At 56.4% G+C, this 14240-nt stretch carries 8 protein-coding genes; 7 read left to right on the top strand and 1 reads right to left on the bottom strand.

Annotated elements, in window-relative coordinates:
• Window positions 1-12: 12 nt before the first annotated feature.
• The 6 genes from ARCH_RS00680 to ARCH_RS00655 all read left to right on the top strand — a co-directional run bounded on the left by ARCH_RS00680 (window position 13) and on the right by ARCH_RS00655 (window position 8853).
• A complete protein-coding gene (locus tag ARCH_RS00680; protein WP_013169395.1) occupies window positions 13-240 on the top strand; it encodes a heavy-metal-associated domain-containing protein in 228 nt (75 codons plus the stop codon).
• Window positions 237-2423 (top strand): heavy metal translocating P-type ATPase, encoded by a 2187-nt coding sequence (locus ARCH_RS00675; protein ID WP_013169394.1) that lies wholly within the window; start codon window positions 237-239, stop codon window positions 2421-2423. The genes ARCH_RS00680 and ARCH_RS00675 overlap by 4 nt, the downstream gene beginning before the upstream one ends.
• 73 nt (window positions 2424-2496) lie before the next feature.
• Window positions 2497-5079 (top strand): lysylphosphatidylglycerol synthase transmembrane domain-containing protein, encoded by a 2583-nt coding sequence (locus tag ARCH_RS00670; protein WP_013169393.1) that lies wholly within the window; start codon window positions 2497-2499, stop codon window positions 5077-5079.
• 25 nt (window positions 5080-5104) lie between these two features.
• The gene (gene pgm / locus ARCH_RS00665; RefSeq protein ID WP_013169392.1) at window positions 5105-6787 is read left to right on the top strand and encodes a phosphoglucomutase (alpha-D-glucose-1,6-bisphosphate-dependent); all 1683 of its coding nucleotides are present in this window, start codon (window positions 5105-5107) and stop codon (window positions 6785-6787) included.
• Window positions 6788-7543: a GntR family transcriptional regulator gene (locus ARCH_RS00660; RefSeq protein WP_013169391.1), complete on the top strand. Its 756-nt coding sequence runs from the start codon at window positions 6788-6790 to the stop codon at window positions 7541-7543.
• A 200-nt stretch (window positions 7544-7743) separates the two neighbouring features.
• Complete coding sequence (locus ARCH_RS00655) at window positions 7744-8853, top strand: App1 family protein (protein ID WP_013169390.1); 1110 nt, start codon at window positions 7744-7746, stop codon at window positions 8851-8853.
• Window positions 8854-8983: 130 nt separating this feature from the next.
• Here ARCH_RS00655 and ARCH_RS09180 read toward each other — a convergent pair whose 3' ends face one another.
• Window positions 8984-10003 (bottom strand): endonuclease/exonuclease/phosphatase family protein, encoded by a 1020-nt coding sequence (locus ARCH_RS09180; protein WP_013169389.1) that lies wholly within the window; start codon window positions 10001-10003, stop codon window positions 8984-8986.
• A 138-nt stretch (window positions 10004-10141) separates the two neighbouring features.
• On the opposite strand from ARCH_RS09180, the gene hrpA reads away from it, so the two are divergent.
• Entirely contained in the window at window positions 10142-14230 is a 4089-nt protein-coding gene (gene hrpA / locus ARCH_RS00645) for an ATP-dependent RNA helicase HrpA (protein ID WP_013169388.1), read from the top strand.
• Window positions 14231-14240 lie beyond the last annotated feature (10 nt).

The raw sequence follows: 14240 nt of genomic DNA, 5'->3' as shown, positions 1-14240 counted from the left end.
AGGAAAATCCCTATGTCTCACACAACCCTTAAAGTTTCTGGTCTTACATGCGGTCACTGTGCACAGCACGTCACCGAAGAGCTCACGGAACTGGGCGTTTCCGCACTCAACGTGGATCTGAACGCTGGCGGTGTTTCTACAGTGACGTTCGAATCCAGCGAACCTTTCACGGACGATACGATCCGCGAAGCCATCGCTGAGGCCGGCGATTACACGGTAGAGAGCATCGAAACCAAGTGAACATTGATCTCAAGATTTCGGGTATGACTTGCGCGTCGTGCTCTGCACGCGTGGAAAAGAAACTCAACAAAGTCCCCGGCGTGAACGCGGTTGTTAATCTGGCAACGGAACGCGCCCACGTCGAATTCCCTGCCACCCTTACCGAAGCTGATCTCATCAGTGTCGTGGAGAAGGCAGGATACGGGGCAAGCGTTGTAGAAGAAGCCGATCACACCGATTCGGCTGCCGCGCGAAGTGCTGATATGCGCCGCAGATTTGTTGTGTCCGCAATCTTGAGTATCCCAATCATTGCGATCTCGATGATCCCTGCCTGGCAGTTTGCCGGATGGCAGTGGGCCATCACCGCGCTGGGCATCCCGGTGGCTTTCTGGGGCGGATGGCCGTTCCACAGGGCGGCGTTTGCCGCAGGCCGGCACGGCACGTCCACCATGGATACGCTGGTGTCATTGGGCGTGATCGCGTCGATGGGCTGGTCAGTGTGGGCGCTGATCTTCGGCGGCGCCGGCCACATCGGCTACACCATGTCTATGAGCGGAATGTTGAGCCTCGATTCGCATGGCCACACGCATATTTATGTTGAATCGGCAGCTATGATCGTCACATTCCTCCTGCTCGGGCGGTGGCTGGAATCGCGATCGCGCCGCAAAGCGGGCGATGCTCTTCGCCTGCTTCTTTCCACCGGCGCACCCGTAGCTCACCTCATCACCGATTCCGGTGAACGCCAGATCCCTGCCGAAGATCTGCAGGTGGGGGACGAATTTATGGTGTATGCCGGCCAGAAAATTCCCACCGACGGCCTGGTAGTTTCCGGTTCCAGCGCCATCGATACGTCGCTTGTTACCGGCGAATCAATCCCTGTTGATATTCAGCCAGGTGGCACGGTTATTGGCGCTACCTTGGTAACCAACGGTTCGATTCGCGTACGCGCTACCCGGGTTGGAAAAGATACGACGTTGGCGCACATGGGCCGCCTGCTCGAACAGGCTCAGGTTGGAAAGGCCCCTATTCAACGGTTGGCAGACCAGATCGCCGCTGTATTCGTACCGGGCGTACTCATCTTGGCCGCCCTCACATTCATTGCCCGAATCGTATTCTTCAATAACTCCACCGATCTGGCTCTGGCCTCTGCCATTACCGTTCTTGTGGTGGCATGCCCTTGCGCGCTAGGACTCGCAACGCCTACGGCGTTGCTCGTCGGCTCCGGAAAACTCTCCCAACATGGAATCCTCATCTCTGGGCCGGAAGCACTCGAAAACGCACACTCACTCACCGCGATCGCACTGGACAAAACAGGAACCCTAACCGAAGGAAAACTGGCCATCACCAGCGTTTCTCCCGCTCCAGCGTCGTTCGATCTGCTCCCGTTACTGGCCGGAATCGAACGCCATTCACGCCACCCGCTCGCGCAAGCGATCGTGGCTCACGCGCGCGAACGGAACGTAACGCTGGCGGACGTATCGAACGTACGCGAAGAAGCCGGCCGCGGAATAACTGCAACCTGGAACGGCACAACGGTGTACGTAGGAAACCCATCGTGGCTGGTCAGGAACGGAATTCCTGTGCCGCAAAACGAGCCGGACGGAACTGTGGTGGCCGCCGGCACGCCAGGCACCGGCGAAACCCCCGGAACCTACTTCGGCCACGTGACGCTCACAGACACACCGCGCGCCCACGCCACCGAATCGCTCGACGCGTTACGAAACCGCGGTATCACGCCAATCATGGTCACGGGCGATAACCCAGCCAGCGCGGCCCCGATCGCAGCCGCGCTCGGAATTACCGAAATCCACGCGGGCGTGCTCCCCGAAGACAAACTCGCGCTCGTACACTCGCTCCAAGCCAGCGGACACAAAGTTGCCATGGTGGGAGACGGAATCAACGACGCCGCCGCCCTAGCCGCCGCCGATCTTTCCATCGCCATGGGCAGCGGAACGGACGTGGCGCAAGCCAGCGCGGACGTGATCATCGTAGAATCGCGCATCACCGCCATCCCCACCATGCTGCGAATCGGCGAAAAAACTCTGCGAATCATCAAGGAAAACTTGGCCTGGGCGTTCGGCTACAACCTGATCGCGATCCCACTAGCGATGTTCGGCGTGATTGCGCCGGGGTTGGCAGCGATCGCGATGGCAAGTTCGTCGGTGATTGTTGTAGCAAATTCGTTGCGCCTTCGTAACGCCTGACACCTCCTGAGAAAACCCCTAATTCCACGCTTGAAGGGGACATCGGGCGGTATTGTGAGGGATAATTTTTAACGTGAGCACTCCTCTTTCTTCACGCACCGTGACCCTCGTTGATGTTCCGCAACGCTGGATGCGCCAGCCTGCGGATCTTGTGGGCGCCATCGTGGCGCTACTGGCGATTGCGGGCGTAGTTGTGTTGTCTGCCTATGCGCGCCTGACTGTCTTGGGTGTGACGAATGATGTTCGCGCAGCCACGTCTAGTTTGATCGAACAATTGTTTTTTGTGCCGATTAACGTGCTGGAAGGCGTGGTGTCGTTTTTCTTACCGCTGGCGCTGATCGTGGAGATGGTGTTCAAGCGCCGGTGGCGAACGCTGGTTACTGCGATCGTGGCGAATCTAACCGCTCCCTTTTTGGCGTGGTTGGCCCATACTGTGGCCGCCGAATTGATTTATGGGGCGGGGTTGCACGGCACTGTCTCGCTTCAGACTTTTATTCACCCTGTTCCGTATTTGGCGGCGATTGCCGCGTTGTTGACTGTTGCGGGGTCGTTCCAGGGTTCGCGTTTGGTGCGGTGGGGCTGGATTTTAACGTCACTTGTGGCACTGTTGCTTGTGCTGCAGGGTAAGCAAACCTTGCCGGGTTCGGTGGCCACAATTTTGTTAGGTGTGAGCGTTGCACTCTTGTTGCGGTTTGTGATTGGTGCACCGCCGCAGCGCGTGACGGGCGCGGCGTTTGTGGATTTGGTTCGCCGCGCTGGTGTGGATCCGGTTGAGATTATTCGTTACGATTCGCCAGATTCAGTCCCAGTTTCGGCATGGTCTGTGGAGGCGCGCGGCCCGGTTGGGTACGTGGATTCGGGTGCGATTCGTAAGTTGGCGGCCATGTGGAACGACGATCCCGCCATCACCCTACCGTCTATTTCTCCATCTCGCGTAGTTTCTTCGTTGGATGGGCATCACGGCCACATGCTGGCTACAACGGCGCGCCATAAATACCCTACGTTTAAGCCCGCATCGGTATCGCGTGTGTATGTGGTTCGGGATGCGTCTGGGGATATTTTCCGAGTCCATGTGTTAGATGACGATCGGATTATTGTTGGAGCTCTTGCGGATTTGTGGCGCCAGCTCCGGTTGAAGATTACATACCATGGCGCGGCACACACCTTGCAGGAGGCAGCACAGCAGCACGTGGTGATGCAGCTTGCGGTTGAACACGCGGGCGTTTCACGGGAAACATTCGTTTCTGATGCTCACGCAGATTCTTCCGTATGCTTGGTGTATCGGATTCCTGACGCTCCGTTACTAGATGACGTCGATGGGGAAGATATTTCTGACTCTCAGCTGGATTCGTTATGGGAACGTTTGCAAAAAGCTCATGCACGTGGTTTTTCCCATGGGGATCTTCATGCAGGGTGCGTACATTTGGATAATGCGGGGCTTCATATTTCCCACTGGCAAGATGGTTCACTAATGGCGTCTGAAACTGTTCGCCTAGTGGATCTTGTTCAGGGATTGGCGATGCTGGCAGGCATTGTAGGCGTAGATCGGGCCGTGTCTTCACTCATTCGTTCTGTTCCATTTGAACGCATTATGTCCCTCGTTCCACTTCTACAAAAGGCAATTCTTCCGCCACGGACCCGCGAAGATTTCCCGAAATCGAAAGACGTTGCGCGGATTCGTGAAGTGTTAGAACAGCGGCTACCAGATGTGGAGCCCATGGAACCTGTGGAGCTCAAGCGCTTTTCACCAAAGACCATCATCACAGTCTCTATCGGCGTTATTGCCGTCTATCTTCTTGCTGCGTCAGTGAATTTCACTGATCTTTCGGCTGCGCTGAAAACTGCCAATCCATGGTGGATGATCGTGTCATTTACTTCCGGTTTACTCACGTACCTTGGTGCCGCGATCACATTGAAGGCCTACACCCAAGAACGAGTTCCGTTAGGCCAATCAATTTTAGTACAGGTGGCAGCATCGTTAGTCACCCTCGTGGCTCCAGCCGGTATCGGCCCGGCGGCCTTAAACCTACGCTTCTTACAGAAGAAGAACGTGGGGATTGCACCAGCAGTGGCTACCGTAACTGTAGTTCAGCTAGCCCAATTCGTTACCACAGTAATCTTCCTGATTCTTCTTACCTTGGTTACGGGCGAATTCGGGGCGCTTTCTATGCCATCTGGTTCAATCATATTAGGAATCGGCGTAACGGCATTGATTCTAAGTTCTGTTTTCTTAATCAAGCCACTACGCACCTGGATCTTGGTAAAAATCAAACCTACAGTGGAGCAGATTTGGCCCCGGCTAGTCTGGTTAGGAACGCATCCTCAACGATTGGCCTTCGGATTCCTTGGCTCAATCATCATGACTATTGCATTTGTTGCCTGCTTTGGCTGTGCATTAGCAGCATTCGGATATCAACTTCCGCTGGTTACGTTAGCTGTCACCTACCTTATTTCCAATTCTGTTGGTTCGCTCGTCCCTTCCCCAGGCGGAATTGGCCCAGTTGAGGCCGCATTGACTGGCGGTCTCGTACTAGCAGGAATTCCATATTCTGTGGCTCTCTCAACTGCCGTACTCTACCGGCTCTTCACATTCTGGGGCCGTGTACCACTCGGGTGGATTGCTCTGCAGATCGCTACCAAGCGTAACTACATTTAAGTGTGACGTTTAGTAGAATAGAGCCATGAACGAACGCGCAGGAACATTGGCTCAGCCATCCGATCTCACTGATATTGATGCACTCGTTAGTGCGTATTACGATATCGAACCAGACCCCTCAAACCCAGCCCAACAGGTGGTATTCGGAACCTCCGGCCACCGCGGATCTGCGTTTGATGGAGCCTTCAACGAAGCCCACATCGTGGCAACAACGCAAGCAATCGTGGAATACCGCCGCGCTCACGGCATTGACGGCCCGCTATACATCGGCCGTGACACCCACGCGTTGTCCGAACCGGCAGAACGTACAGCACTAGAAGTACTTGCCGCGAACAACGTTGAAGTCCGTATTGATGCTCGCCGTTCCTGGACTCCAACCCCTGCAGTCTCCCTCGCCATCCTTACCGCTAACGGCGCCAATACTGCTGACGGTGTTCGTACGTCCGGCCCAGGATTAGCCGACGGCATCGTCGTCACCCCATCCCACAACCCGCCACGCGACGGCGGCTTCAAATACAACCCGCCACACGGCGGTCCAGCAGATTCTGACGCCACCTCGGCTATCGCGGCGCGAGCAAACGACATCCTGCGTGACGGCTGGCGCAACGTGGCGCGCGTCAACTATGACCTGGCGCTCAAGGCAGAAACCACCCGCGGGCACGATTATCTCTCTGCGTACGTCGACGATCTCCAATCGATCATCGATCTGGACGCGATCCGCACCGCCGGCGTACGAATCGGCGCAGACCCCATGGGCGGAGCGTCCGCAGAATACTGGGGTGCAATCGCAGAACGCTACGGCCTTGATCTCACCGTTGTGAACCCCACCGTTGATCCAGCCTGGCCATTCATGACTCTCGATTGGGACGGCAAGATCCGCATGGACTGCTCCTCCCTATACGCCATGGCATCCCTCCTAGAACGCATGAAGCCAGGTGTTGACGGCCGCTCCCCATTCGACATCGCCACAGGAAACGATGCGGATTCGGACCGCCACGGAATCGTGACCCCAGATGCTGGGCTCATGAATCCAAACCACTACCTGGCAGTAGCAATCAACTACCTCTTCACCCACCGTCCACAGTGGCCAGCCAACGCTGGCGTGGGCAAAACACTCGTTTCGTCCTCGCTCATCGATCGTGTTGTAGGAAGCATCGGGCGCGAACTCATCGAAGTACCTGTTGGATTCAAATGGTTCGTCCCAGGCCTTATTTCAGGGAAAATCGGATTTGGCGGCGAAGAATCTGCCGGGGCCTCCTTCCTCCGTAAAGACGGCACAGTATGGACAACCGATAAAGACGGCATCATCATGGATCTGTTGGCATCCGAAATCACGGCAATCACCGGCAAGAGCCCATCCCAACTCCACCGTGAGTTGGTGGAGACGTTCGGATCGTCGTCGTACGCCCGAATCGACGCGGCCGCAAGCAAAACCGAAAAAGCCAAGCTCGCCGCGCTCGCTCCGCAGGACGTGACCGCAACCGAACTCGCCGGCGAACCGATCACCGCGCGGCTCGTGGAAGCACCCGGAAACGGCGCAAAAATCGGCGGTCTCAAAGTGACTACCGAGAACGCGTGGTTCGCCGCCCGCCCATCCGGAACCGAAGACGTCTACAAGATCTACGCCGAATCGTTCCACGGGCCGGAACACCTCGTCCGTGTCCAAAACGAAGCCAAAGCCGTTGTTTCCGCAGCTCTAGGAGCCTAGGTGATCCACCAGTACCAACCCCGCATCGAACTCAATCGCACCTCAGATACCCCACTTCACGTGCAAATATCTGAACCGATTGAACGTGCCATCACCGATGGCACGTTAGCCGCGGGAACTGCCATCGAAAACGAAATCTCGATGGCACGCAGGCTCAACGTATCGCGGCCAACCGCGCGCCGAGCCATGCAAACACTGGTGGAGCAAGGGCTACTCATCCGGCGGCGAGGCAAGGGCACCATCGTGGCGCCCAAGCCTCGCCACCGAATCTTCAAACTCACCTCACTCAACGAAGAGCTACGCGGACAAGGCAAACATCCCACCACACATATCCTCACCTACAATGTGATGCCCGCATCCCACAAGATGGCACACCAACTCGACTGCCTAGAAGGGGCTCCCATCCTCGAACTCGAACGTCTCCGCTACCGCGACGGCGTGCCCGTAGCCGTGCTGTATAACTGGATGCGGGCCGATCTTGCCCCCAGCTTTGCAGACCTCGAAAAACGCGGCCTCTACGAACTCATCCGCGATTCCGGCATCACCATCGCATCCACCACCCAATCCGTCAGCGCCGAACGGCCCTCCCGCCGCCACGCCAAACTCCTCACCATCCCCACCCGCCAGCCAGTGCTCACCATCAACCGCACCGCGTTCGACGAACACGGGGACATCATTGAATGGGGCATCCACACCTACCGCGGGGATCTCTACACTTACGAATCAACCGTGTTTGCTCAAGGTGAGCAGGGATAGGGGCACAGCAGGCGGAAGGGTTGGGCGAGCCCACTATTAACTTCCTCTTTTATAGGCCTATGTGTATAAGAGACACATAGTGACCTTATTCAATCTGTTTTTTGAAACAAACTATGCGCGAACAAAGAATTCCTTTTGAAATTCGCCGCCAACCACCTACCTGTACCAATCATCTCTCAACTTTAGGTAGGCTTGCACCTATGGGTTTTGCACATATGGCACGCACAATCGAAGATTCTATTAACCGACGCGGTATCGTGAAACGGCGCCGCGCCGGCTGGCTACCAAACATCATCGGATACACCGGATACGGTTCAGTTTCCGCAGTTCGCGTACTCGCGCGCGCAGTCATGGCCGATCCCCACGCACACAAAAAACCCGCCACCCTGCCATTCCTGCCAAGCCTCACCCACACATACGCCAGCCAAACAGTCAGCGATATTGCCACATTCGCCGCCGAAACCGCGGCAGAAGCAGAACGCGGATGGCGCCAATTCTTCACCACACAGGTAGGCTTCCTCCCAGTCACAGTTACCATCGGGAACCAAACCATCCACACACGTACTGATCGAAGTGGATACTTGGACATCATCGTCGAAAATCATGGACTCGAACCCGGCTGGCACGAAGCACTCATCACCCCCGCCGCAGGTGAGTCGATCAATGCGCCGATCATGATCGTCTCGCCGGACGCAACCCGTGGGCTCATCTCGGATATCGACGACACGATCGTGGTCACATGGCTCCCGCGCGCGATGCTCGCGGCGTGGAACTCGTTCGTCAAACACACAAACACCCGCCAAGCCGTACCCGGAATGAACAGCTTCTACCGCACACTACTAGAAGACTCTCCCAAAGCGCCCGTTTTCTACCTCTCAACCGGCGCCTGGAACACCTACCCCACGTTCCTCAACTTCATCCAGAAAAACGAACTCCCCATCGGCCCCATGCTCTTCACCGACTGGGGCCCCACCCCAACCGGCCTCTTCCGCTCCGGGCAAGAACACAAGAAAACGCAACTGCGGAACCTGCTCATCATGTTCCCCAACATCGAATGGTTCCTCGTAGGCGACGACGGGCAAAACGACCCCCTCATCTACGACGAACTCGCCCGCGAACACCCATCGCGTGTTCGCGGTATCGCACTGCGCGAACTCAACCCTGTAGAACAAGTCCTCTCCCACGGATCGCCTGAAGCATTCGGGAAAAACCGTGAAGATTGCGATTCGGAAGGCGATGGCGTGCCCGTAATCCGTGGGAAAGACGGATTTGCGTTGGATGTGGCGGCTCGGCGCGGGTTTCCTCGGTAAGGGGGGCGGGTATTGACGAAAAACTCACTTATTTCCGGCGATGGGCCTCTATAGGGGCCTATCGCCGGCTGTGGGTGAATTTTTCGTCAGAAACATACTGATCGCCAGAAACATACTGGCATGGGCAAGATCACTTCGTGCTCAACCGCACCAGCAGGCCGCGGTGATCAGAGCCGCCAACAGTCACGATTGCAGCATCTGCCCCACGGAACGACCCACTATATAAAACCCGATCAATAGGAGCCGAAAGAGTAGCCGGAGTATTCACAGGCCACGTGCCAACAGCGCCAGAGCCAGCATCTTTGGCGCCATCCCCGCAGGTGAAGCCTTGAGCCAGCTGATGATCGATGGTGGAGTTGAAATCGCCGGCCACGATGATATTTGGCCGGGAGCACAGTTCATATACAGAGCGGGTTTGTTTCCGCCAGGAATCCACAAACCGGGGCATGGGTGCGATAGGGTGAACGCCAACGATTTCTGGGCCGTTTCCGGCAACGGGCCGAGCGGATACGGCGGCGGCCTCCGCCGGGGCCGTATCGCTCTGCTCGTATTTCCCGAGGGTCTCGGATATGAGGAGGATTGTGGAGCGGAATTCGGGATCGTATTTGGAGGTGGCGGTGTCAAAGTGTTGAAACCGAAGGCCGCGTTTGGCCAGCAGCCGCACGAGTTCGTGCCCGCGATCCCCTGCCGTTTCGGCCAGTACGATCACGTCTGCGCCGTTGGCTTCGGCTAGCTGGGCGATCTGACCTGGGGTGGTTTTGCCACCGAGCGTATTGTAGGTGAGAACCGTGATGTCCCCGTTTCCGCGCGCGGTGGCGGTGATTCCGTGATCTGGCCCGAGTTTTCCAGGGTTTGCCAGGCCGCGTTCAAGTATCACTCCGAATTGGAGCACGCCGCACACGGCCAGCATGGCGGCCAGCGCGCCGGCGATCCGTCCCATATTCAGGAGTTTCCGGCGTACAACCGCAAAGATCGCTAGGAGTAAGGCGCTGAAAATAAGCCCTGCTCCGATCCAAAATCGCATGGAAATAATTTGGGCGAGTGGGGTGGAAAGCGCCAAGGTGGAGGTGTATTCGGTAAGGTCTGGCCGGCAGAGGAGAATACCGATTGCGGCTATGGCTAGTGAGAGTGTGCCCCACACGAATTTCATAAAGTACCCTTTCTTGGCTGGAATACTTTTTTAGTTTAGGCTACGAGCTGGGGAGAGTTTTGAGCACGTTCGCGCTTCGCTTGATTGAGAGAAAAGTGACGTCCTGACATTGTCGGACCCCCGTGAGAAAATAGTTTCGTGGCAAAAGATTTCCGTACCCAGTTCCGGCGCCGTGGGTGGCGCCCGTTTTCACCTAGCCAGCTTGATGCTCGCCGGGCGGTGTTGCCTGCGATTTCGTATCCGGCTCAGTTGCCTGTTTCTGCGCGCCGTGAGGATATTAAGGCGGCTATTTCCGCAAGTCAAGTGGTGATTGTTGCAGGTGAAACTGGTTCTGGTAAGACTACCCAGTTGACGAAGATTTGTTTGGAGTTGGGGCGTGGTATCGCGGGGATGATTGGCCATACGCAGCCGCGGCGTATTGCTGCGCGGTCGGTTGCGTCGCGTATTTGTGATGAACTGGGTGTGGAGCTTGGTGGCGCGGTTGGCTTCCAGGTTCGGTTTACAGAGCAAGTTTCGCCGTCTACGTTGGTTAAGTTGATGACTGACGGTATTTTGTTGGCTGAGATTCAGTCTGATCCGCTGTTGCGCCGGTATGACACGATTATTATTGATGAAGCTCATGAGCGTTCGCTGAATATTGATTTTCTTTTGGGATATTTGGCGCAGCTTTTGCCGAAGCGGCCGGATTTGAAGGTTATTATTACGTCGGCAACGATTGATTCGCAGCGGTTTGCGGAGCATTTTGGGGCGCGTATGTGTGGCGGAGGGCCTGGGGTTTCGGCGCCGATTGTGGAGGTTTCTGGGCGCACGTTCCCGGTTGAGGTGCGGTATCGTCCGTTGGATGGGATCGACGACGCGGTGGCGGATTCTCCTGATCTTGACCACAGCGTGGATCAGATTTCGGGGATTGTGGATGCTGCATGTGAGTTGATGGATGAGGGCCCTGGAGATATTTTGGTGTTCCTTTCGGGGGAGGGTGAGATTCGTGAAACTCAGAAGGCGTTGCGTGATGAGTTAGGGAATCGGTTTGTTGATCCGGGTGATCATTCGTCGGTCCCGGGCGCGGTGGAAGTGGTGCCGTTGTTTGCTCGCTTGTCTGCCGCGGAACAGCAGCGGATTTTCTTGCCTCATGCGTATCGGCGGATTGTGTTGGCTACGAATATTGCGGAAACGTCGCTTACCGTGCCTGGTATTCGTTATGTGATTGATCCGGGTACGGCTCGTATTTCACGCTATTCCCCACGTACTAAGGTGCAGCGGTTGCCGATTGAACCGATTTCGCAGGCGTCTGCTAATCAGCGTTCGGGCCGGTGTGGCCGTGTGGCTGATGGTATTGCGATTCGTTTGTATTCGGAGGATGATTTCGCAGGCCGGCCGGAGTTTACGGAGCCGGAGATTCAGCGTACATCGTTGGCATCGGTGATTTTGCAGATGGCGTCGCTGGGGTTGGGCACGGTTGCAGATTTTCCTTTTATTGATCCACCAGATATGAAGGCAGTACGTTCTGGCGTTCAGTTGTTGGAGGAGATCGGCGCGTTGGAGCCGGATACTCGCACTCCTGTATTGACAAAGATTGGCCACAAGTTGGCACGGTTGCCGATTGATCCACGGTTAGGCCGCATGTTGTTGGCGGCTGTGGATAATGGTGCGGCTACAGAAGTGCTGGTGTTGGTGGCCGCCATGTCGGTTCAGGATGTTCGCGAGCGCCCAGTGGAGTTTAAGGCGCAGGCGGATCAGCTTCATGCGCGTTTCACGGAGCCGTCGTCGGATTTCTTGGCCTACTTGAATTTGTGGCGCTACCTGCGTACTCAGCAGCGCGATCTGTCAGGTTCGGCGTTCCGGCGGTTATGCCGGGCGGAACACCTGAATTGGTTGCGGTTCCGCGAATGGCAGGATGTGGTGTCTCAATTGCGTGAGCTGGCAAAGCCGCTGGGAATCACGTTGAAGAACATTGCGTTGCCTACGGCTGCGCAGATCCGTCAGGCTGGGGAGAAGAATAATGACGTCTCCCAAAATCGGGATATTGTTCATGCGGTGAAGGCTGTGGGAGCATCGGCGGATGCTCCAGCGGCTGATGCTATCCACAGGTCGCTTCTTGTTGGTTTGCTATCTAATATCGGGTCGTTTGATCAGCGTAAGCGTGATTACCTTGGTGCTCGGGGTACTCATTTTGTGATGTGGCCTGGTTCTGGTTTGGCGAAGCGCACACCTGATTGGGTGATGGCTGCTGAATTAGTAGAAACGTCGCGTCTTTTTGCTCGATCTGTGGCGAAGATTGATCCGGCGTGGGTGGAACGTGCGGGAGCTCATTTGGTGAAGCGCACGTATTCTGATCCGTTCTGGTCGAAGCGTGATGGTGCCGCGAAGGTGCACGAAAAGGTGTTGTTATATGGGCTTACGGTGGCGGCGGATCGTCAGGTTCTGTTGTCTTCGGTGGGTACTGATTCGGCGCGGGAATTGGCGCGCGAAATGTTTATCCGCCACGCCTTGGTGGAGAATCAGTGGCGCACGTTCCACCAGTTCGTGAAGGATAATCGGCAGGCGTTGGCTGATGCTCGCGATGTCGAAGAACGCTTACGTAGTCACGGTTTGGTGGCAGATGAAGCAGCCCAGTTCGTGTTTTTCGATGAACGTATCCCGGCGTCGATAGTCTCTGCACGTCATTTCGATTCGTGGTGGAAGAAGGAACGCCACCAGAACCCAGATTTGCTTGACTTCACGCGCGAGTTTTTGTTGGGCGAAACGGAGGCATCAGATGATGATTTCCCACAACAGTGGCGCCAGGGCGATATCACGTTGTCGATCAGTTATACCTTCACGCCGGGTAGCCATGCGGATGGTCTAACTATCGATGTGCCTATTACTCTTCTCCCTCAACTCACCGATGACGGCTTCGATTGGCTTGTTCCCGGCATGCTTGATGAACTCGTGGTCGCCACAATACGCGCCTTGCCGAAGCGGATTCGCCGGCATCTGGTTCCGGCTCCGGACGTGGCGCGGGAAATCCGCAGCCTCCTGCCAGCCTGGGATTCGGTGGCACACGGGCAACCCGGCGCACCAACCTTCGAAGCGGCATTCACGGATGCTGTACGGAAACTGCGGTCGATCGACATTGATAAGGATGCCTGGGCGGAAGCCTCCTTGCCTCCCCATCTTGTTATCACGTTCCGGGCTCGTTCAGAACGCGGAGCTGTGCTAGATGAAAGCACATCGATTGAACATTTACAGCGATCGTTGGCTCCACAAACCCGATCGGCTGTGGCACAAGTAGTCAAAAGTGCCGTTGCGGCAGCCGTGAACACTCCGGTGGTCGATACGCCTGCACTGGCCGGTACCGGCGTTCCTCTCACCACCTGGCCAGCGATGGATTCTATTCCCGAGGTCATCGAGACCTCCGGCGCGCACGGCCACGCCGTGCGCGGCTATCCTGCTTTGGCCGAAGTTTCAGCCAAAGCAGGCACCGTCGTCGAACTCGTTGTACGTGCACAGCCCGCCGAACAAGTACGTGACCACGCGGCCGGAATCGTGCGATTGTTGGCCGGTGAACTGGCACTGCCGGACGCTCGCGTGAGCACACGGTGGACCAGGCGCGAATCGTTGGCTATGGCGGCGTCTCCTTACAAAACTACGCAAGCACTCATCTCCGATCTGCATATCGCGGCCGTGCGAAACTTGGCTACACAATGGGCACGGGAAAACAAGAAACCGCTCGGTCAACTGCGAGAACGCACTGATTATGAGGCGTTGCGAACCTGGCTAAAGATTCGCGTGGAAGATGAAATCTATCGCGTTGCGCAGATTGTTGTGCGTGTGCTGGAAACGTACGGGGAAGTCGATAGTGCGATCCGTGGAGCGTCATCATTGGCGCTGATAAATACTGTCACGGACGTGCGAGATCAGGTAAATCGCCTGGTAGCCCCCGGATTTATCGCACGCACTCCGTACGAATACCTGGCTCATCTGCCACGCTACCTAGCAGCGGCGCGAATCCGTTTAGAAAAGGCACCCACCAATTCAGCCGACGATTCTCTAGCATGGCAAGTGGCCGACATCAGTGACGCAATAGCCGAAGAAGAGGCGGCGCAAACTATGTATGATCCGGTCAAGGCTGCCGCACTTGTGAAAGCGCGGTGGATGATCGAAGAACTGCGCGTCTCCTTCTTCGCACAGCAGTTGGGAACAAGCGGAAAGGTATCGGTGCAACGAATCCGTAAACTTGTGAATTGATCGGCGATAG

The organism is Arcanobacterium haemolyticum DSM 20595 (assembly GCF_000092365.1).
Lineage (GTDB): Bacteria > Actinomycetota > Actinomycetes > Actinomycetales > Actinomycetaceae > Arcanobacterium > Arcanobacterium haemolyticum.
This window is presented reverse-complemented; position numbering and strand designations above follow the sequence as displayed.

Excerpts from the sequence above, each read along its gene's own strand:
- ARCH_RS09180 (WP_013169389.1), bottom strand. The coding sequence starts at position 10,003 with ATGAAATTCGTGTGGGGCACACTCTCACTAGCCATAGCCGCAATCGGT.
- pgm (WP_013169392.1), top strand. The coding sequence starts at position 5,105 with ATGAACGAACGCGCAGGAACATTGGCTCAGCCATCCGATCTCACTGAT.
- ARCH_RS00655 (WP_013169390.1), top strand. The coding sequence starts at position 7,744 with ATGGGTTTTGCACATATGGCACGCACAATCGAAGATTCTATTAACCGA.
- ARCH_RS00680 (WP_013169395.1), top strand. The coding sequence starts at position 13 with ATGTCTCACACAACCCTTAAAGTTTCTGGTCTTACATGCGGTCACTGT.